Source organism: Geobacillus sp. FJAT-46040 (genome assembly GCF_002335725.1).
Classification (GTDB): domain Bacteria; phylum Bacillota; class Bacilli; order Bacillales; family Anoxybacillaceae; genus Geobacillus; species Geobacillus thermoleovorans.
On the sequence record NZ_NISS01000001.1, the window covers coordinates 2960365 to 2981867 of the forward strand.

Here is a 21503-nt window from a genome sequence, read left to right on the forward strand (position 1 = left end):
GGTTAGAGAGACAAACAGGGTACCCCTTACGCGATACGGAGCTGTTTTTTGATCACATCAATGGGAATATCTTGCTTTGCAGCGTCATAAATGAACTCGACGACGCTGTGGTCTTTCCGCGACCGAAGAAGCTCCAGCCCGGTGGAGAGGTTTTGTCGGGATTCGGCGATGCTGTACACGCAGGAGAGCAGCACCACCGCCCAATACCGTTTCACCGCCCGAATGTGGCGAACGCGGTATCCATCCAGCTTCAGTTGATCTTTCGCCTGCCGGAAAAAGCACTCGATCGTCCAGCGCTGGGCGTAGTAACGCAAGATGTCTTCGTCCCCGAGTTCCCGGTCGGTGCTCAAGATGCAATGAAGATGTTCCGGCGCCATCGGCTGATCCGCCTTCCAAGCCAGCAGCACCACCGCGTCATCGAGGCCATGGATGGCCCCCTCATAGCGATACACGCGATAACGCTCCTGCCCCACCGTGACGAGGCGGGTGTCTTTGGACTCGATATAGCGGGCAAACTGCTTGGCTTGGATGGCGATGCCTTTCGGGTAGAGAATCCGGTTCGTCTTGAGCATCGCGATGACATGGAATCCCTGTTTCAGACAGGCTTCGATGAGCTTTTTGGACGGATACCACGAATCCATGAGCACATACACCGGCTGAGCCCGCTTCACCTTGAGCGAGGAAAGCATCTCGATCGCCAGGTCGATCTTGCTTTTTCCCGCTTTCTTGTCATACAGGCGGAACGCAAATGGGAACGCCTGCGTGAAGGTGTGCACCATCAGCCAAACGAGCGAATGCCCCCAGACCGATTGATGATCTTTATGCGAGTAGTGCCAGTCGCACCCTTGAATGGCGTGCACAGCCCGTGACGAAGGCTTTGTTTTTTGGCAAATCGTATCATCAATCGAAACAAAAAGGGGTTGATTCTTCCGTTTGGCCAGTCGTTCGACCTGGGAAAGGATCCACTCTTGAAGCTTCCCAAGCAGCCTTTCCTCGTTCCAAGGGCTTTTCGTGAAAAAGTGACTGAGCGTCGTTCGATGATTCGGATGAAAGCTCCAGTAATGAATATCAGTCAATGTTCCCGAGAATCCCTTGGTGGTCAAGGCATCGACAATATGAATGAGATGCTTGATGACCGGTTTGGAAAGCTGCAGCGTCAACCCCAGCGTGAAGAAAAACTTGTGGATTCCTTGGTGATGTGCTAATCTATTCATGAGACATGAACCTCCTTGTGTGAATGGGTTTTGAACACATCTATTTTACCCAAGGAGTCCGGTTCATGTCTCCTTTTTTGTTTAGTTGTCAATTTATGTCAGTGAATTTGCTCATCTACAGTACTATATAACCAATTCTGAAAATAGAAAAAAAGCGGCTGTCTCCGTCTTTTTTTGTCGAAATTTGACATCATGAGCGATGCCGCTAGATCCTGCCTCTTTCGTTGTATATAATACGAGCGGCGAAAGGACGGGGATCAAACATCGATCGTTCCATCAGCACCATCGGGCGGGGACGAGAGACCGCGAGTTTCTGGAAATCAAATGTACGCCGGACTGAGGGCGCTGCACTTCCGAGCTGAGCCTATGGAAAATCGCGGCGACGGAAGTGCGCAGCGTTGCCTTCGTTGATCGCGGTCAAGACTGTTTCAACGGTCATTGGCCCATTCGGCATCTATCTGTTTGCCTGCCCGATAAAGGAAACGGCATTTTCGTTGGTGAAAACAATAGTAGGGGGCGACCGCCGCTCTGACCGCGATGGCCATCGTCTGGGCCGCTGCGGCCTAGTGGCTTGCGCCGCACGGATATGAATCCACTGTTCGTGCGGCCGGCTGCGTTTGCATCGTTATGGCCATGTGTCGCCCTGTTTCACGACATCGAGGAGGGAAAAAGATGAAGGTCGTCATTGCCCCAGATTCGTTTAAAGAAAGCCTCTCGGCGCTCGAAGTCGCCGAGGCGGTGGAACGCGGGTTCCGGTCGGTGTTTCCAGAAGCTGAGTACGTGAAAGTGCCGATGGCCGATGGCGGGGAAGGGACGGTGCAGTCGCTTGTTGATGCGACTGGCGGCCGCATCGTGGAAGTGAACGTGACCGGACCGCTCGGTGAGCCGGTGCGGGCGTTTTTTGGCTTGCTCGGCGACGGGAAGACAGCGGTCATCGAGATGGCGGCTGCCTCGGGGCTGCACCTTGTCCCACGCGACCGGCGTAATCCATTGGTGACGACGACACGGGGGACGGGAGAACTGATCCGAGCAGCGCTTGACGCCGGCGCCACTCATTTGATTATCGGCATTGGCGGCAGCGCGACAAACGATGGCGGGGCCGGCATGGTGCAGGCGCTTGGGGGAAGGCTTTTGGACGAAGACGGCCGGGACATCGGTCCGGGAGGCGGAGCGCTCGCTTATTTGCAGTCGATCGACTTGTCCGGGCTCGATCCGCGTCTAGAGAACGTGCGCATTGATGTCGCATGCGATGTCGATAATCCGCTCACCGGACCGAGAGGCGCGTCCGCCATTTTCGGCCCGCAAAAGGGGGCGACACCGGATATGGTCGCGGTTCTCGACCAGAACTTGACGCACTATGCCGACGTCATCAGCCGCGAACTCGGCAAACAAGTCGGCGACATTCCCGGCGCCGGCGCGGCTGGAGGCTTGGGAGCGGGGTTGCTTGCGTTTCTCCCGGCTGAGCTGAAGCGCGGCGTTGATATTGTGATCGAGACGGTTCAGCTCGCGGAGCGCGTCAAAGGCGCCGATTTAGTCATTACTGGTGAAGGACGGATCGACGGACAGACGATATTCGGAAAAACGCCGATTGGTGTCGCCAAAACGGCGAAGCAGTTCGGCGTCCCGGTCATCGGCATCGCCGGTTCGTTAGGCGACGACAGTGCGGTCGTCTTAGACCATGGCATTGACGCCCTCTTTACAATTGTTCCCGGCGTCATTCCGCTTGAGAAAGCGTTCGAGCAGGCGGAACAGTATGTGACGCAAACGGCGCGGCATATTGCCTCTGTGTATCGTCTCGGTCAAATGAAAGGGACATCTTTCTCCTAAGCGGGGAAGATGATGGGATTTCTTCATCCTATTTCGCGCAGGAGACTCCCACTTCAACGACCAAAGGGAGTAAGTGGGAGAGGAATGCGCGTTCCCCTTTTCTTTTGTGTATGATATAATAAAGGCGTGGAGAAAACCGTTTAATAAAGGCACTCCAATCACGGCTACTCGATGTATGGAGTTGGTTACAGGAAACGTTGTAACCGTAAAACATCGAGCGTAGATCCGTCTGTTGTGTGTGGAAGCCAAGTACTGCCAACAGACACACCGAGAGAATCGGTAACGATGCAGGCATGACCTGCGTCGTTGGGTAGTTGTCAACCTGCCCTGATGCAACCCCAAGTCAAGGAAGGAGGACGAAGTCCGCTTGTACTTCTGGGGAGTTGCAAGCCCCCACTTCAAGCGTTAGCTAAGTGGGGGTAGTTGACGGGTGAAATCCTATTGTTGAACGGCATGTTCTGTTCAGCCGTCCCCTTCTCGGGTGGACAATAGAAAAAGGTGTCCCAAAGGCAAGAGGACACCTTTTTTGTATGTTGCAACCCATTGGTTGAGGAAGTCAGTCGTTTATTTGCCTGTCCGCGGCCACGACGCGATCGCCTGGAGGGAGCCGCGAATGGTGAAACGGCCGAATTGATGCGGCAAAATGAAATGGTCGCCCCGGCGAAGCAAGTATGTCTGTCCTTTGCGGACAAGCTCGCCTTCGCCTTCGAGGATGCTGACGATGAGAAACGGTTTTGCCTGCTCTGATTCGAACGCGCCGCGGACGTCCCATTTTTGGACGCCGAAGTAGTCTCCTTCCACGAAGGTCGTCACCGTCGCGCCGGGAAATTCGGCGACATGGGGGTGGACATCGATGTCGCGATGCGGGACGGTCGTGACGTCAATCGCTTTCTCGAGATGAAGCTCGCGCTTCCGCCCTTGGCTGTCGACGCGGTCGTAATCGTAGACGCGGTAGGTTGTATCTGAGCTTTGCTGCGTCTCAAGGACGATCGTCCCTTCGCAAAGGGCGTGGATCGTGCCGCTTGGGACATAGAAGAAGTCGCCGGGGCGGATCGGCACTTTCCGAAGTAAACGATCCCATTCCCCCGCTTCCATCATCGCGCGCAGCTCTTCTTTCGTTTCTGCATAATGGCCGTAAATCAACTGAGCGCCCGGCTTGCAGTCGATGATGTACCAACACTCCGTTTTGCCGAGTTCTCCGCCTTCATGCGTTTTGGCGTATTCATCGTCCGGGTGGACTTGGACTGACAAGTCGGCGTTGGCGTCCAAAATTTTGGTCAACAGCGGGAAGCGGTCAGACGGGAAGTGGCCGAACAAATCGCGGCGTTCCTCCCATAATTGTCCGAGCGTCATCCCGGCAAACGGTCCGCGGGCGACGACCGTCTGCCCGTGCGGATGGGCGGACACCGCCCAGCATTCCCCTGTTTGCGAAGACGGAATGTCGTAGCCGAATCGTTCGGCGAGCTTCGTGCCGCCCCAAATCCGTTCTTGGAAGACAGGGGTGAGAAAAATCGGTTCAAGGTCCATGCGTCATCCCTCCCGAAAACATCATACAACATGCAGTCCACTCTCATTTTCATCTTATCATGAAATGCGCGATCGGCAAATGAAAACGATAAGGGGGTTAGGAACATACGCTCCCAACCCCCATTGGAACTCAAGGTCGACATGCCGATTGCGACGATGTTCTGCACGCGCCGCCGTCCTGCGTCAGCGCGTCACTTCGCGTCATCAAGTTCAATGCGCGCGAGCGGCTGTTTCGCCGGTCCTTCGATAACATCGCCATCGATCGAGAAGCGCGAGCCATGACATGGGCAGTCCCATGTCCGGTCGCCGCTGTTCCACTCCAGCTCGCAACCCATATGGGTGCACGTCGTGTCGACGACATGGAGCACCCCGGCTTCGTCCTTATAGGCGCCAGCCCGCTTTCCGTTGACCGAGACAACCGCCCCTTCTCCGCGCGCCAAATCTTGCGGCCGGCGGACAACCGGTTCGATCTTTCCCTCCAGCAAATGTTTGGCGACGTCAAGGTTTGTCGTGAAAAACTGCTTCATGCTTGGATCAGCGTAAAAGCGCGACGGAGAGTACAAGTCGCGGTATCGGTTGTCGCGGTCGAGAATGAGGTCAGACAAAAGCATCCCGGCGACCGTCCCGTTCGTCATCCCCCACTTCCGGTACCCTGTCGCGACATAAATGTTTGGCGTCCCTGCCGTCATCGGGCCGATATATGGCAATTTATCAAGCGTCGTCAAGTCTTGGGCCGACCAACGGTAACGAATGTCTTTTACCGTAAACAACTGCGAGGCGAACGAGGACAACGCCTCATAATGGCGCATTGTCGGCACCCCTTGGCCGGTCTTATGGTTTTCCCCGCCGATGAGAATAAGCGTCTCGCCATTTGCCGCTGCGGAACGGACCGAGCGCTTCGGGTTGTCGGCGCTCAAGTACATGCCTCCCGGGTATGGCTCTGCAGCTGTGATGGCAATGACATACGAGCGCTCAGCATACATGCGGGAAAAATAAAATCCGCCGTCATAAAACGGAAAGTGGGAACAGACGGCGACGTGGTCGCATGTGACCCGCCGTTTGCTGCGCGTCACGACGGACAGCCGCTCTCCTTGTTCAATGTCGGCGACCGGCGTGTGCTCGTAAATGATGCCGCCGGCCTGTTTGATGGCTTCGACCAGTCTGACCAAATATTTGAGCGGATGAAACTGCGCTTGCTTCCTCATCACGACGGCCGCTGTGACCGGCAGCGGGAGCGGAATCGATTCGACAAAAGCGCCGTCAATTCCTAGACGCTCGTACGCTTGCCATTCTTTTACTAATTTTTGTAATGATGAAGAAGACGTCGTATATATGTAGGCGTCTTGTTCGCAAAAATCGCAGTCGATCCCGTGCTGCTCGATCGTGCGGCGGACGAAGCCAAGTGCGTCCATGCAGGCGTCATAATATAGGCGCGCCTTTTCCGCCCCAAAGTGGTTTAGGAATTCATCGTACACCAAATCGTGCTGGGCAGTCAGCTTCGCCGTTGTATGGCCGGTCGTTCCGTTCAACAGCCGGTCCGCTTCGAGAAGGGCGACGCGCACACCTTGCGTCGCCAGTAAATAAGCGGTTGTAATGCCGGAAATGCCGCCGCCTACAACCACGACGTCGACCGAAACGTCTTCTTCGAGCTTCGGGAAGGACGGAAGCGGCACGGAATCACGCCAATACGGCTCTATGACCGAAGGGAGGGATGACATACGGATGCCTCCTTGCCTGTCAATAGTGGTTTTCCATAGTTTGCTCTTTGCCATGGACCGTTATTCCACATATCCACAACCGTTTTCTTTTTTTGGCAACTATCCGCAAGGAGAAGGAAAGATGGTACAATAGAAAAAGAGAATCAAACTGTTTTGCAAAAATAACGTCAAAGGAAGATCGGGAGTGAATAAATATACAAATTCGTTTCATGAACGCCCCCATGCGCTGGCAGACAGCCTGATTTTAGAGCATTACAGCTTAAGTGAGCTCAATTTCGAGACCGTCAGCCATTACCGCGAGCGGTTTGCTCGGGTGAAACCGGGCCATCCGTGGAACGGGCTCGAGACAAAAGAATTTTTATACAAAATCGGCGCGTGGGGCAAGCTGCGCGACAGCAGCAAAGAAGGGCTGACGCTCGCGGGATTGTTGATGTTCAGTGAGGAGCGGATCATCACCGAGGTGCTGCCGCAATACTTTTTGGAATATCGAGAGCACACTGACGGTGAAGCGGCAGGATGGACGAAGCGGTTCACATCACAAGACGGCACATGGTCGGGCAACATTTACGATTTTTATTTTCGCGTGTTGGCTGAGCTGGAGCGTCACGTTTGGTCGGATGAAGGGCGCGCTCTGCTTGGCGAGGCGCTCGTCAATGCGCTCGTTCATGCCGATTATGGGGAGGAAGGCGGCATCACCGTCGAAAAAGAGGATCGTTCATTTCGCTTTGCCAACCCGGGACGGTTTCGCATCCCGATTGAAGCGGCAATGGCGGGGCATACGAGCAATTTGCGCAACCCGAATATTTTTAAAATGTTTTTGCTGATCGACGTATGCAAACGCGCGGGATCGGGCCTCAAGCGAATGTGCGATATGCAGGAACAGGCGCTTGCTTGCCCGATCGATATCTCGCAGCAAACGAATCCAGACCGTACAATCGTTGTGTTGTGTCCGCTGCAATTTCCAGCTGAAATTAGCGCAACAATGGAAACAGAACCGGCTGGACAGCTGGAACAGTCGGAACCCGAATGGCTGGATCCGGACAGCGGACAGGAAACCGAGAGCTTCATAACTAACGAACTAAACTTCGTAAGTATAGACACCAACTCCGTTAACAACGAAGAAAACTCCTTAAATATAACCAAAAACTCCGTAAACATCGGGTCGAACTCCATAAAAAATGAGTCTGACTCCGTAAATATAACGTCGAGCTCTATAAATAAAGAGTTGAAGTTCGTAAATAGCTTGCTTAGCTCCGTAAACAACGACATCAGTATGCATGACAGCAACGAAAAAGGGGAAACGATCGACGAACGGCTATGGAAGATGGCAGAATTGGCACGGCGAAAAAAACGGTTGGCTCCAGCGGTCATGGAACAATTGATCGTTCGGTTATGCCGCGAGCGGCCGCTGCGTCTGAAAGAGCTGGCAGAGCTGCTCGAACGGACGCCGGATGGATTGCGCAACAATTATTTAGGAAAGCTGTTGGAGGAAGGGAAAATCCGCTTAAAATACCCGGATCAGCCGAATCATCCGCGCCAAGCCTACATAGCGGTTGATGAATGAAAGGATTGGAGGGTGAAAGCGAGTCATGATCCAAACGGAAATAGACCGATCGGAAGGATGGGGTCTGCGATTGCACATTTCCTGCTTTTTGTTTTAGAAAGAGGGTGTCCCGCAAGGATGGGGACACCCCCTCTTTTGATCGGACTTGTCATCCAGCTTGCTTTTCTTCGGCTTGGCCATGCTGAATTGCCTTGGCATCCTGTCATTTTGTACAATGGGAAACACAGAATACGCTAGGCTTGGAAAGGGGGATGCGTTGTGGAAGAACGGGAAGCGACATCATTTTTGGAACAGCTGCGGCAAGAAGGGCTGATCACCGAATCGACGCGTCCGGTTTGGGAAATGATTTTGCCAAGGCGGCTTCGGCGGATGTATGAGGTTTTGAATGAGCGCACCCGCTATATTACCGTCTTGATCGAAGCGGTCGATGACCCGCATAACCAAGCGGCGGTGCTGCGGACGGCTGAAGCGTTTGGCGTTCAAGACGTTCATATCGTGACGGGAAAGGCGCCGTTTTCGCCGAACCGGCTTGTGACGCGCTATGCTGATCAGTGGCTGACGCTCCACCATAAGCCAGATATCAAAACGGCCATTGCCGATTTGAAAAGTCAAGGGTATCAAGTGTATGCAAGCTATCTTGGTGAGGAGACGATTCCGGTTTCCGACATCGATCTGTCCCAACCGACAGCGCTGTTGTTTGGCAACGAGCATAGCGGCGTGTCGGAAGAGGCGCTCCGCTTGGCGGACGGAACGTTTGTCATTCCGATGTACGGCTTTGTGCAAAGCTTTAACATTTCCGTCGCCGCTGCGTTAGCGCTCTATGATGTCACCGAGCGGGCGCGCCGCCAGGCCGGCCGACACTACTATTTATTGCCTGAAGAGAAAAAGGCGTTGTATGAACAATGGATGTGGCAAACGTTAAACCCACGCATTCGCAAACAGTTGCAGCAACAAGGATATGCCATTCAAACGAACGAAGGACAGCTGGGTTCTTTTTCATAAGGAATTCAGCTGTCTTGTTTTATGGCGGGCTTTTCCGCAACTCTCCTTTCTCATCAATATTTCCTTTCTCATCAATATTTCCCTAAACGAGGAAAACAAGTGGCGATTTCTTGAACAATGATTGAACATTTGGTGACAAATGTTTTGCCGATTTATGAACTTTTTCGCTCATTCGTTTCAAACATTTTCAATTTTGATATGGTAGAAACAAAAGAAAATGCATGGAAGGCCCCGAAATGGTTGGGGCGGAAGAGGGAGGACCGATAGCGATGAAACGGGCGAGATGGCGCGCGGTGCTGGTTTTGCCGTTTTTGTTTTTGCTTGGGGGCTGCGTGGAGCGCACGGCCGTGCTCAATCCGCAAGGGCCGGTGGCGCGCATGCAGTATGATTTGATCATGTGGTCTGTCGGCTTTATGTTGTTCATTATTGTTGTTGTATTTACGTTATTTGCCGTTTTTCTCATTCGTTATCGCGAGAAGCCGGAAAATGCCGGCTATGAGCCGCCGGATGAGGAAGGGAACACGTTGCTTGAAGTCGTCTGGACGGCCATTCCAATTTTGATTGTCGCTGCGCTCGCTGTTCCAACAGTGAAGGCGACGTTTGCGTTGGAAAAGCCGCCGACCGAGAAAGTGAAACCGATCACGATCCATGTGACGGCGGCGAACTGGAAATGGATTTTCAGCTATCCGGAAGAAAACATTGAAACGGTCAACTACGTCCATATTCCAGCCGGTGTGCCGGTCAAGTTTAAGCTGACTTCGGTCGGGCCGATGAACTCGTTTTGGGTGCCGGAATTAGGTGGGCAAAAATATGCGATGGACGGCATGGAGACAGAGCTGATTTTGCAAGCCGATAAGCCCGGCTCCTACATGGGGCGGAGCGCCAACTTTTCCGGGGAAAAGTTCGCCCATATGGAGTTTGAAGTCGTCGCACAAACGGGAACGGACTTCCGCAAATGGGTGAATGAAGTGAAACAAACCGCCCCGAAGCTCGATGAGAAAAAATATACACAAATTTTAAAACCGGGGCTTGTTGGGCGAATGACGTTTTCGAACACCCACTTACAATGGATTGACCATGCGAAACAAAACAGCCATCATGCAGATCGAAAGCCAATGAGAAACGACGATCAAAGCGATGAAGCGATGACAAACAGTCACCATCATGGGGAGTAGGAAAGGGGGAACGAAGGATGAAGTGGAGCGAGTTTTTCGTAACCGGAGAGCCGCTCATTTACGCGGCTGATGTCGCGATCGTTTTAACGATAATCGGCATTGTGTTCGTCTTGACGTATTTTAAAAAATGGAAATGGCTGTGGAACGAATGGCTCACGACGGTGGATCATAAAAAGATTGGCGTCATGTACATTATTTGCGCAGTTTTGATGCTCTTCCGCGGCGGCGTCGATGCGCTTTTGATGCGGGCGCAGCTGACCGCGCCGAACATGAAGTTTCTTGACGCGCAACATTACAATGAAATATTTACGACGCACGGGACGATTATGATCTTGTTTATGGCGATGCCGTTCATCATCGGTTTGATGAACATTGTCGTTCCGCTGCAAATCGGGGCGCGCGATGTCGCGTTTCCATATTTGAATGCGTTAAGCTTTTGGCTCTTTTTCTTCGGTGCGTTGCTGTTTAACATTTCATTCGTCATCGGCGGATCGCCGGATGCCGGTTGGACGGCGTACTTCCCGCTTGCCGGCAACGAATTCAGCCCTGGCGTCGGCAACAACTATTACGCTGTCGCTTTACAAATTTCCGGGATCGGAACATTGATGACCGGGATCAACTTCCTTGTCACGATTTTAAAAATGCGCGCGCCGGGCATGACATTGATGCGCATGCCGATGTTTACGTGGACGATTCTCATCACATGCGTGCTCATTATTTTCGCCTTCCCGGTGTTGACGGTCGCCTTGGCGCTCATGACGTTTGACCGGCTGTTTGATACGCAGTTTTTCACGATGGCCAACGGCGGCATGTCGATGCTCTGGGCGAACTTGTTCTGGATTTGGGGCCATCCGGAAGTGTATATCGTCATTTTGCCGGCGTTCGGCATTTTCTCGGAAGTGGTCAGCACGTTTGCGCAGAAACGGCTGTTCGGTTATAAGGCGATGGTCGGTTCGATCGTGGGCATTGCGTTTTTAAGCTTTATCGTCTGGGTGCACCACTTCTTTACGATGGGCGCAGGGCCGGCCGTGAACTCTGCCTTCTCGATCACGACGATGGCGATCGCGATCCCGACCGGGGTGAAAATTTTTAACTGGCTGTTTACGATCCGAAAAGGGAAAATTCGTTTTACAACCGCGATGCTTTGGTCGCTGGCGTTTATTCCGAACTTTGTCATCGGCGGCGTGACAGGCGTGATGCTGGCAATGGCCGCGGCCAATTATCAATACCATAACAGCTATTTTCTGATTGCCCATTTCCATTACGTGTTGATCGCGGGTACGGTGTTCGCCTGCTTTGCCGGTTTGCATTATTGGTATCCGAAAATGTTCGGCCATATCTTGAATGAACGGCTTGGCAAGTGGACGTTTTGGCTGTTTATGATCGGCTTTAACATCTGCTTCTTCCCGATGTATTTCCTAGGATTGATGGGGATGACGCGCCGCATGTACACGTACTCGGCTGGTCTCGGCTGGACGCCGCTCAACGTCGTTGCGACGGTCGGGGCGGTGTTGATGGGCATCGGGTTTATCGTGCTTTGTTACAACATTTATTACAGCGCCCGCTACGGCGAGCGCGACATGACCGGCGACCCGTGGAACGGACGGACGCTTGAGTGGGCGACCGCGTCGCCGCCGGTGCATTACAATTTCCCGGTGACGCCGGTTGTCGAAGATGTGGACGCGTATTGGGTGATGAAGAAAAAGTATGGCGGCTTCCACGTGAAAGAAGAAGACTTGAAGCCGATCCATATGCCAAGCAACTCAGGACGCCCGTTTTGGATGTCGGTGGCGTTTTTCGTCGCCGGGTTCGGCCTTGTGTTCAAGTGGTTTGCGTTGGCTATCGTTGGTGCGTTGTTCATTGTGCTTGGATTGATTCTCCGCTCATTTGAAGACGATGATGGCTACCATATTCCGGTTGACGAAATCAAACGGATGGAACGAGCGGCGCGGAAGGGGGCGTGACGAATGGGAGAAGCTGCACATCGCTATGAGGAAACGGTGCCGCTGGAGTATCGGACGCAAGAAAGTCGGTTGAACATATTGGGTTTCTGGATTTTCCTCGGGGCGGAAGTCGCGCTGTTTGCGACGCTGTTTGCGACGTATCTCGTCTTGTTCCAACGGACCGGCTCGGGGCCGACGGCAGCGGAGCTGTTTGAGGTAAAAGACGTTTTGATCGGAACGTTGTTGCTGTTGACGAGCAGTTTCACATGTGGGTTGGCCATTTTTGAAATGCGCCGCGGCCGCATGAGCGGGCTGATTGCCTGGCTGCTCGTGACGCTTCTGCTTGGGGTGGGGTTTATTACGGTTGAAATTCGCGAGTTCATCCATTACGTCCATGAAGGAGCGACGATGCAGACGAGCGCATTTTTATCAAGCTTTTTCGTGCTCGTCGGCACGCACGGCGCCCACGTCAGTGTAGGAATTGGCTGGATGATTTTGATCATCATCCAGCTTCTCCAACGCGGGTTGACGGCGAAAACGGCCCGGAAAGTGTTTATCGTCAGTTTGTACTGGCACTTTTTAGACGTTGTTTGGATTTTCATCTTCACGCTCGTCTATTTGTTAGGGATGGTGATCTAACATGGGCGCAAACAGCCATCGCGAATCATTTCCGTGGAAACATATCATTGGGTTTTTGTTGTCGCTCGTCTTGACGTTTGCGGCTCTTTGGGTGGCGCTCTCGTCTGGGCTGCCGCTTAAAGCCGTGATCGTCATCATCGTCTTGTTCGCGATCATCCAAGCGAGCTTGCAGCTGTTTCTATTCATGCACGTCAACGAAAGCGACAGCGGCAAAGTGCAAACGTTCAACATGGTATACAGCTTCTTTATTGCTGTTGTCGTTGTCGCCGGTTCGATTTGGGTGATGCAGTTTGTGTTGTAAAGCGAGGCTGGCCGGGGTTCGGCCGGCTTTTTATCTTAATTAGGCGAGAAGACTCCCACTTCAACAAAGCGAAGCGGAGTAAGTGGGAGATGAATCGCCTTAACTATATTTTGCTGAAAATAGGATAGATTCAGTAAAATATAGTATAATATAGTTAGATGGGAGGTGAAAACATGTATTTTTGTATCAAACAACAGCTAAATGGTTTGACCAAAGAAGAATACTTGACTCTTCGAGAACTGTGCCATATTGCCAAGAACATGTACAACGTCGGATTGTACAATGTCAGACAATACTATTTTGAACACAAGGAATTTCTTAATTATGAGAAAAATTATCATCTTGCAAAAACTAACGAAAACTATAAGCTGTTAAACAGCAACATGGCACAGCAAATTTTAAAAAAGGTCAATGAAGCCTTTAAATCTTTCTTTGGTTTGATCAGTCTTGCCAAACAAGGAAAATATGACCACAAGGCTATCAGTATTCCAAAATATCTTAAAAAAGATGGCTTTCATTCACTGATCATTGGCCAGATTCGTATAGACGGCAACAAATTCACGATACCGTATTCTCGCCTATTTAAAAAGACTCACAAGCCTATCACGATAACGATTCCGCCTGTGTTACTGGACAAAAAGATTAAGCAGATTGAAATCATTCCTAAGCATCATGCCAGGTTCTTTGAGATTCAGTACAAATATGAAATGCCTGAAGATCAAAGAGAATTAAATGACCAAAAAGCACTGGCAATTGATTTAGGATTAAACAATGTTGCCACTTGTGTCACATCAGACGGCAGATCATTCATCATTGATGGGCGGAGATTAAAAAGTATAAATCAATGGTTTAACAAAGAAAATGCCAGACTTCAAAGCATAAAAGATAAGCAAAAAATCAAAGGCACCACTCGTAAACAGGCTTTGCTTGCTATGAATCGCAATAATAAAGTGAATGATTATATCAACAAGACTTGCCGTTACATCATTAACTACTGTATTGAAAATCAAATTGGCAAACTTGTCATTGGCTATGCGGAAACATGGCAACGCAATATGAATCTAGGAAAAAAGACAAATCAAAACTTTGTCAATATTCCTCTCGGTAACATAAAAGAAAAACTAGAATATCTTTGTGAATTTTACGGCATTGAATTCTTGAAACAGGAAGAATCCTATACGTCTCAAGCCAGCTTTTTTGACGGCGATGAGATTCCTGAATATAATGCCGACAATCCAAAAGAATATAAGTTCAGCGGCAAACGTATTAAGCGCGGCTTGTATCGAACAAAGTCTGGCAAACTAATTAATGCTGATGTCAATGGCGCATTAAACATCTTAAAGAAAAGTAAAGCTGTAGACCTGAGTGTCTTATGCTCTAGCGGCGAAGTGGACACGCCTCAAAGAATAAGGATTGCTTGAAGCAGTCAAACTTCTTTGGAAGCCCCCACTTCAAATTTTCGCTAGAAAATTAAGTGGGGGTAGTTCACGTTCAGAAGGGCTTTTGTGGTGTCATAGATGCCTGAAATGGGGGAGCCGTTGACGGAACATTGAAGAGATGGAGAGGCAACGTGGTTGCATTATAGGGGGCATGATATGTGCCTAAAAAAGTCGTCTTGCCTCAAACAGGCAAGACGACGTTTTACAGCACTTTTGATAAAAACGCTTTCGTCCGCTCATGCTGCGGGTGGTCGAACAAGTCTTCCGGCTTCCCTTCCTCGACAATGTAGCCGCCGTCCATAAACAGGACGCGGTCGCCGACTTCACGGGCAAAGCCCATCTCGTGGGTGACGACGACCATCGTCATCCCTTCATTGGCCAGCTGCTTCATGACCGAGAGCACTTCCCCGACCATTTCCGGGTCAAGCGCTGACGTCGGCTCGTCAAACAGCATGATTTTCGGTTCCATGGCCAATGCCCGGGCGATGGCGACGCGCTGCGCCTGTCCACCGGAGAGGGAGTCCGGGTAGACGTGCGCTTTGTCTTGCAGCCCGACTTTGGCGAGCAGCTCCATCGCCTTCGCTTCCGCTTTTTCACGCGGCCATTTCCGCACTTTCATCGGTGCCAGCGTGATATTGTTCAGCACCGTCATATGCGGAAACAAGTTAAAGCGCTGGAACACCATTCCGACTTCTTCCCGCACTTTATTTAAGTTCGTGTCTTTCGCCTTTAAATTAATGCCGTCAATAATAATTTCACCTTCATCGAAATCCTCAAGCAAGTTTAAACAGCGTAAAAACGTCGATTTTCCCGACCCCGATGGGCCGATGACGACCACGACTTCTCCTTCGCGAATATGGACATCGATTCCTTTTAAAACTTGGAGCGAACCGAACGATTTTTTCAGCTGGCGTACGTCAATCATTGGGTCGAATACTTCCTTTCAAGATAGTGTGACAGTTTGCTTAACGAAAGCGTTAAGAGCAAATAGATGAACGCCACTGTTAAATACGGCTCCCAAACGCGGTAATACTCACCCGCGGCCGCTTTCCCCCAATACATGATTTCCGGGGCGGCGATGACCATCCCAAGCGACGAATCTTTAATTAAGACGATAAACTCGTTCGCAAACGGCGGAATCATTCGCTTTAACGCCTGCGGCAAAATAATGTAGCGCATCGCCTGCGCATGCGTCATCCCAAGCGAGCGGGCCGCTTCCATTTGCCCTTTGTCGATCGACTGGATGCCGGCGCGGAAAATCTCGGCCACATACGCGGCCGAGTTGAGCGACAGCGAGACGGCCAGGGAAGCGACGGCATTTGGCTGGGCGAAAAAGAGCGGCATGGCGCCGAAATGGACGAGCAAAATTTGCACGACAAGCGGCGTACCGCGGAAAAAGTGAATGTACCACGAAAACGGCAAACGAATAATCGGGTTGGACGACATTTTGCCAAGGCCGATGAACAGGCCGAGAATGAGGCCGAACACGATGCCGGCTAATGATACGCCGATCGTTACGAGCAGCCCTTGCCAAAAGTAAGGGGCGTATTCAACAATAATATCAAAACGAAAATCCATCGATCTCACCTTTCTCTAAGAAAAATGCGTAACTTGCTAGCAGTTACGCATTTTTCTATGTTCGTGCGCTTATTGTTGTTGTTTTAAGCCTTCCATATTCGGTTCTTTGCCAAACCATTTTTTGTAAATCTCTGCATATTTGCCGCTGTCGATCACTTTTTGCAATGCTTCGTCCACTTTGGCTTTCAATTCGCTGTCTTTCGGGAAGATCATGCCGTAGTATTCCGAAGCGAAGTTTTGTGGATCTTCAATGACTTGCAATTTTTTGTCCGGATTGTTTTTCACGTATTCGTTTGCCACCGCGTTGTCCGTGATGACAGCATCAACACCGCCGTTTAGCAGTTCCATAATGGCAACAACACTCGTTTCGAATTTTTTAATATGATCGCCTTTGCCAAATAGCTTCTCCGCAGCTTCTTGACCGGTTGTCGCGTTTTGAACGCCGATCGTTTTCCCTTTTAAGTCAAGGGCGTTTTTCACCGGGCTGCCTTGTTTGACTAAGATGACTTGTGTTGCTTCAAAGTACGGAGCTGAGAAATCATAAGATTGTTTCCGCTCGTCCGTAATCGTAATGCCGGAAATGCCCATGTCGATTTCTTTGCTTTGCAATGCGGCAAACAGCGGATCCCAGCCGATGTTTCGCAATTCGTAGTCAAGACCGGCTTCTTTCATAATAGCATCGAGAAGATCGACGTCGAAGCCGACAATTTTTCCTTTATCCATATATTCGAACGGAGCAAACGCCGCATCTGTCCCGACGACGATTTTTTTCTTTGCTTCCCCGCCGCCGCCCGATGACGAGCTTGTTTCCGTTGACTTGCCGCCGCAGGCAGCGAGCGCCATAAACAACGCAGCAACGACCGCTACGATCAAACCTTTCTTCATTTTTAACATCCTATAAAATCCCCCTTTGGAATCATTGTCGATGAACGATTATCATACTATCAATATTTTTGTTATTATGCAATAGGTTTTATAAAAATAATTGTTTGAACATTTTGGTACTGCCGTATAAATGGGGAAAAGGCGCATTTTCCAATGTTTTTCGCCAAATTAACTGAAGGGCATATGGCTAATATCATTTCGTGTGCATTTTTATAAAATAATTTTTTATGTATAAAAAGACATAAACGATTGATTTTGAATTTACAGAATATTATACCAGGAAGAGGGTAGAGTTGGCAAAGGTTTTGTCAATTTGTTTATTATAGCGGTATGGAAAAATAAATACTATTGTGTAAATACTATCAATTTCGTTATGATGAAAGTGGTGACAAGACAGTAGAGGAAGGAGAGTCCATATGGTTTTATTTTCCGTCATTGTGTATTTAGTCGGCATGCTTTGGATCGGCTATTGGGCGTATAAACGGACGTCGAATTTGTCCGATTATATGCTTGGCGGCCGGACGCTCGGACCGGCGGTGACCGCGCTCAGCGCCGGGGCTTCCGACATGAGCGGCTGGCTGCTCATGGGGCTGCCGGGGGCGATGTATATCGATGGAGTGAGCGCCGCATGGATCGTCATCGGCTTGACGCTTGGCGCTTATGCAAACTGGCTGTTCGTTGCGCCGCGCTTGCGCGTCTATACAGAAGTGGCGAACGATTCGATTACGATTCCAGAGTTTTTAGAAAACCGATTCGGGGATGCCACGAAATTGTTGCGCATGGTGTCTGGCATTGTCATTATGGTCTTTTTTACGTTTTATGTATCGTCCGGCCTTGTTTCAGGGGGCGTTCTGTTTGAAAACTCGTTTGGTGTCAGCTACCATACGGGCTTGTGGATCGTTGGCGGCGTTGTCGTCGCTTACACGCTGTTTGGCGGCTTTTTGGCCGTCAGCTGGACGGACTTTGTGCAAGGGACGATTATGTTCATTGCGTTGATTCTGGTGCCGGTGGTGACGCTGTTCCATACAGGCGGGCCAGTAGATACGATTGAGACGATCCGCGACATCGATCCCAACTTGTTGAACTTGTGGAAAGGAACGAGTGTTCTTGGCATCATTTCGTTATTCGCCTGGGGGCTCGGCTATTTTGGCCAGCCGCACATTATCGTCCGCTTTATGGCGATCAAGTCGGTCAAAGAAATGAAAAGCGCCCGGCGCATCGGCATGGGTTGGATGATTTTCTCGGTTGTCGGAGCGATGTTGACGGGTCTTTTTGGAATCGCTTACTTTTCGCAGCGCGGCATGAAACTTGATGATCCTGAAACGGTATTTATTAAGCTCGGTCAAATTTTGTTCCATCCGATTATTACCGGGTTTTTGCTGGCGGCGATTTTAGCCGCGATTATGAGCACCATTTCATCCCAGCTGCTCGTCACCTCGAGCTCGCTGACCGAAGACTTGTATAAAGTCGTGTTCCGCCGCGCGGCTTCGGATAAGGAGCTTGTCTTCGTCGGGCGTTTGTCGGTGCTCATTGTCGCCATTGTCGCAACGGCGCTGGCGTACACGAAAAACGACACGATTTTAAACTTGGTCGGCTATGCGTGGGCTGGATTTGGCGCATCGTTTGGCCCAGTCATTTTGCTTAGCTTATGCTGGCGGCGGATGACGAAATGGGGGGCGCTCGCCGGCATGGTCGCTGGGGCATTGACGGTCATTCTTTGGACGCAATCCGCCTACTTAAAAGGGCTGTTGTATGAAATGATCCCCGGTTTTGCCGCCAGCTTGGCAGCGATTGTGATCGTCAGCTTGCTGACGAAGGAGCCAGAAGGGAAAGTAGCTGAACAATTTGATCGATTCAAGCAGTTGCTGTCCTAAAAATAGGCAAAAGGGTGTCCCCTTGCGCAGGGGCACCCTTTTTGTCGTTTAGGACTATTTCACTTGATTCCAATCCGGGTACAAGTCGATGCGCCGGTCGCGCCATGTCGCGACCGATCCTTTTTCCCGCACTTTGCGAAGAAGCGATAAGTCGAGGTCAGCCGTAATGACCATGTCGTCGTTGATCTCGCCGGCCGCAAGCACGCCGCCGGGTGGGAACGGGATGTCGTTGGGCGTGACGACGGCCGCTTGGCCGAAATTGGCGCGCATAAAGTCGACCGTCGGAAGCGACCCGACCGTGCCGGTCGTGACGACATACACTTCGTTTTCGATGGCCCGCGCGTGGCAGCAATACCGTACGCGGTAAAACCCGTGCCGGTCATCGGTGCACGACGGACAGAAGATGACATCTGCCCCTTTGGCGCGCGCCATACGAACGATTTCCGGAAACTCGATGTCATAGCACGTCAAAATGGCGATCGTCGCTTTGTCCGTTTCAAACACATGCACGCCGTCGCCTGGAGCGATATTCCACTCGTTCACTTCCGTCGGGGTGATGTGCAATTTCGCCTGCTGATGGATGTGCCCATCCGGCGTGAATAAATGAGCGACATTGTACAGCTTGCCGTTTTGGCGGATGACATGCGTGCCGCCGATCAAATACATGCCGGTGTCTTTGGCGAGCGACACAAACAGTTCAGTGTATTTTTCGGTATAATTCGGCAAGTCATCAATCGTTGCTTGCCGTCCGTCATCAAGTGGAATGGAAAGCAATTGGGTCGTGAAAAATTCTGGGAACAAGACGAACTCGGCGTCAAACTCTTGCGCCGTTTTGACGTAATGCGTCACTTGCGCGGCAAACTCGTCAAACGAACGGATGGTGTGAAGATGATATTGGACAGCCGAGACGCGCAATGGCGGCACCTTCCTTTCTATATAAGTTGAATTTATGTTTTACAGTGAATCCATTCAATAATCTCGTCTTATCCCACTATGAATAACATAATTATAAGCATTCAAAGGCACGAAAATCTTTATTGCTGCTTATATATTTCCATATGGCATCTATTTTAGCACCATGCAAACCGTTTGGAGGCATTTGATTTTTCGATATGCGCAGGCCCCGCTCCCTTCCTATTTCAAGGAGGGGAGTTGCGGAAAAAGACAAGGACGAGGTCTTGTCTATTATTGTTCGCCGTAGCGGCGGTACGCACCGTGATGTGTGGGCCCGACGTATTCGTTGAGCGGGAACGAGTGGCGGATGGCGGCGGTGATGAACGCTTTTGCCGTCGCAATGGCGTCTTTCACCGGCCGGCCTTTCGCCAGTTCGGCGGCGATGGCCGCCGAGAACGTGCAGCCTGCTCCGTGCGTATACGTCGTGTCAATCCGCTCCGATTCGAGGAGTTCAAACGTTTTGCCGTCGTAAAGGACGTCAACCGCATAGTCATGCGGAATTTTCCGCCCGCCTTTGACGATGACATATTGGGCCCCGAGTTCATGAATGCGCCCGGCCGCTTCCTTCATGTCCTCGATCGTTTCAATGCGCGGCAAGCCGGAAAGCTGCGCTGCTTCGAACAAGTTTGGCGTCACGACCATCGCTTTTGGCACGAGCGTTTCCCGGTAGCAAACCGTATTTTCCGGATGGAGCGGCTCATCCGCCCCTTTGCACACCATAACCGGGTCGATGACGGCGTTTTTCAATCCATGTTTTTCAATGGTGCGCGCCGCTAATTCAATGATATCCGTCGTTGGAAGCATCCCCGTTTTGAGAGCATCAACGCCGACGCCGACGATGATCGTCTCAAGCTGGGCTTCGATCGTCGCTAAGTCCACCGGAAACACTTGATGCGCCCACTGGTTGTGCGGGTCCATGGCGACGATTGTCGTGATCGCCGTCATTCCGTAAACGCCAAGCTCTTGGAACGTTTTTAAGTCCGCCTGCAGCCCGGCGCCGCCGCTGCTGTCCGACCCGGCGATCGTCAATGCTTTTGGCATCGTCATCGTCATCACTCCTTTGTTCTACAAGATTATACCATGAAGCCGCCCTCAAGGACGAAATAGTTGTTCCACATCAACAGAAAAGCCATCCAGCACACGTGAACATGCCATGCCGGTTTCTTTCCAGACGCCGGCTTGTTCATATTGTCCATTGTCATTGAGCGAGTAGATTTGCACAACACGATGCATGGGGTTCACGATCCAGTATTCATAGACTCCGTATTGCATATACAAATTCAATTTGAACACGAGATCGTACGCCTGGTTGGAAGGGCTTAAAATCTCGATGATCAGCGTTGGGACGCCGACAAATTTTGTATCCGTTAATCCACTTCGATCACAGATCACGGTTAAATCAGGGACGACAATTTTCTTGCCTTCGATTCGTTCGTTCTTTAGTTCGATATCAAACGGGGCATGAAACACTTCACACGGCTTTCCTTCTAAAAAATGGAACAGTTGGACGTGCAGCCGTCCCGATATGCGTTGGTGCTGGGTCGAAGGGGAGGGAGACATGAACACGGAGCCATCAATGTATTCTAAAATACGATCAGTTGTTTCCCGCATGCGATAAAATTCTTCAAGCGATACCGCCTGTTTTCCCGGAACGTTCACGAAATCACCTTCTTTCCCGTTTTCTATTTTCATTATACACTGGCCGCTTTGTCGAACGAAAATGATTTGGCATAACGCAACGGGTGACATACTCCCGCCGCCTGCGCTCACTTGCAGAAATGGCGGCCTTGTCGGTTTAGGACGATAAAAAAAAGCCGCCCGCTATGAGCGGGCGATCATGGGAATGGACAATGATGAACAGGC

18 protein-coding genes are annotated in these 21503 nt (G+C 51.0%); 9 read left to right on the top strand and 9 right to left on the bottom strand.

The genetic code is table 11. The features are described from left to right. Positions 1–26: 26 nt before the first annotated feature. Positions 27–1214, bottom strand: coding sequence for an IS701 family transposase (locus CD000_RS15835; RefSeq protein ID WP_047817716.1), 1188 nt, complete (start codon positions 1212–1214; stop codon positions 27–29). A 672-nt stretch (positions 1215–1886) separates the two neighbouring features. Between CD000_RS15835 and CD000_RS15840 the strand changes: the two genes are divergently transcribed. Beyond that, entirely contained in the window at positions 1887–3041 is a 1155-nt protein-coding gene (locus CD000_RS15840; RefSeq protein ID WP_096226006.1) for a glycerate kinase, read from the top strand. 564 nt (positions 3042–3605) lie between these two features. On the opposite strand, the gene manA is transcribed toward CD000_RS15840, so the two are convergent. Both manA and CD000_RS15855 read right to left on the bottom strand, forming a co-directional pair. Beyond that, complete coding sequence (gene manA, locus CD000_RS15850) at positions 3606–4568, bottom strand: mannose-6-phosphate isomerase, class I (protein WP_096226007.1); 963 nt, start codon at positions 4566–4568, stop codon at positions 3606–3608. Positions 4569–4759: 191 nt separating this feature from the next. Then, a complete protein-coding gene (locus tag CD000_RS15855) occupies positions 4760–6286 on the bottom strand; it encodes an FAD-dependent oxidoreductase (protein WP_096226008.1) in 1527 nt (508 codons plus the stop codon). A gap of 184 nt (positions 6287–6470) precedes the next feature. Here CD000_RS15855 and CD000_RS15860 point away from each other — a divergent pair, with 184 nt between their 5' ends. The 7 genes from CD000_RS15860 (at position 6471) to CD000_RS15890 (ending at position 14331) form a co-directional block, all read left to right on the top strand. Continuing rightward, positions 6471–7850 (top strand): ATP-binding protein, encoded by a 1380-nt coding sequence (locus tag CD000_RS15860; protein WP_096226009.1) that lies wholly within the window; start codon positions 6471–6473, stop codon positions 7848–7850. Positions 7851–8108: 258 nt separating this feature from the next. Continuing rightward, positions 8109–8852 (top strand): TrmH family RNA methyltransferase, encoded by a 744-nt coding sequence (locus tag CD000_RS15865; protein ID WP_011232924.1) that lies wholly within the window; start codon positions 8109–8111, stop codon positions 8850–8852. 269 nt (positions 8853–9121) lie between these two features. Beyond that, complete coding sequence (gene qoxA, locus CD000_RS15870; RefSeq protein WP_011232923.1) at positions 9122–10027, top strand: cytochrome aa3 quinol oxidase subunit II; 906 nt, start codon at positions 9122–9124, stop codon at positions 10025–10027. A gap of 17 nt (positions 10028–10044) precedes the next feature. Continuing rightward, positions 10045–11991, top strand: a complete 1947-nt coding sequence (gene qoxB / locus CD000_RS15875) for a cytochrome aa3 quinol oxidase subunit I (protein WP_096226010.1) — start codon at positions 10045–10047, stop codon at positions 11989–11991. Between the two features lie 3 nt (positions 11992–11994). Further along, positions 11995–12609: a cytochrome aa3 quinol oxidase subunit III gene (gene qoxC, locus CD000_RS15880; protein ID WP_096226011.1), complete on the top strand. Its 615-nt coding sequence runs from the start codon at positions 11995–11997 to the stop codon at positions 12607–12609. A 1-nt stretch (position 12610) separates the two neighbouring features. Next, entirely contained in the window at positions 12611–12910 is a 300-nt protein-coding gene (gene qoxD / locus CD000_RS15885; RefSeq protein ID WP_011232920.1) for a cytochrome aa3 quinol oxidase subunit IV, read from the top strand. A 173-nt stretch (positions 12911–13083) separates the two neighbouring features. Beyond that, entirely contained in the window at positions 13084–14331 is a 1248-nt protein-coding gene (locus CD000_RS15890; protein WP_096225147.1) for an RNA-guided endonuclease InsQ/TnpB family protein, read from the top strand. Between the two features lie 220 nt (positions 14332–14551). Here the strand turns inward: CD000_RS15890 and CD000_RS15895 are convergent, their stop codons facing one another. From CD000_RS15895 to CD000_RS15905, 3 genes are all read right to left on the bottom strand, one after another. Next, the gene (locus CD000_RS15895) at positions 14552–15274 is read right to left on the bottom strand and encodes an amino acid ABC transporter ATP-binding protein (RefSeq protein ID WP_011232919.1); all 723 of its coding nucleotides are present in this window, start codon (positions 15272–15274) and stop codon (positions 14552–14554) included. After that, positions 15271–15927 (bottom strand): amino acid ABC transporter permease, encoded by a 657-nt coding sequence (locus CD000_RS15900; RefSeq protein ID WP_047819165.1) that lies wholly within the window; start codon positions 15925–15927, stop codon positions 15271–15273. The genes CD000_RS15895 and CD000_RS15900 overlap by 4 nt, the downstream gene beginning before the upstream one ends. Positions 15928–15996: 69 nt before the next feature. Further along, a complete protein-coding gene (locus CD000_RS15905) occupies positions 15997–16821 on the bottom strand; it encodes a basic amino acid ABC transporter substrate-binding protein (protein WP_096226012.1) in 825 nt (274 codons plus the stop codon). A 407-nt stretch (positions 16822–17228) separates the two neighbouring features. Here CD000_RS15905 and putP point away from each other — a divergent pair, with 407 nt between their 5' ends. Beyond that, positions 17229–18686: a sodium/proline symporter PutP gene (gene putP, locus CD000_RS15910; RefSeq protein WP_096226013.1), complete on the top strand. Its 1458-nt coding sequence runs from the start codon at positions 17229–17231 to the stop codon at positions 18684–18686. A gap of 54 nt (positions 18687–18740) precedes the next feature. Here putP and CD000_RS15915 read toward each other — a convergent pair whose 3' ends face one another. The 3 genes from CD000_RS15915 to CD000_RS15925 form a co-directional block, all read right to left on the bottom strand. Then, positions 18741–19601, bottom strand: a complete 861-nt coding sequence (locus tag CD000_RS15915) for a carbon-nitrogen hydrolase family protein (protein ID WP_096226014.1) — start codon at positions 19599–19601, stop codon at positions 18741–18743. Positions 19602–19871: 270 nt separating this feature from the next. Continuing rightward, positions 19872–20687: a pyridoxine/pyridoxal/pyridoxamine kinase gene (pdxK, locus tag CD000_RS15920; RefSeq protein WP_096226015.1), complete on the bottom strand. Its 816-nt coding sequence runs from the start codon at positions 20685–20687 to the stop codon at positions 19872–19874. A 45-nt stretch (positions 20688–20732) separates the two neighbouring features. Then, the gene (locus tag CD000_RS15925) at positions 20733–21332 is read right to left on the bottom strand and encodes a Uma2 family endonuclease (protein ID WP_096226016.1); all 600 of its coding nucleotides are present in this window, start codon (positions 21330–21332) and stop codon (positions 20733–20735) included. Positions 21333–21503 lie beyond the last annotated feature (171 nt).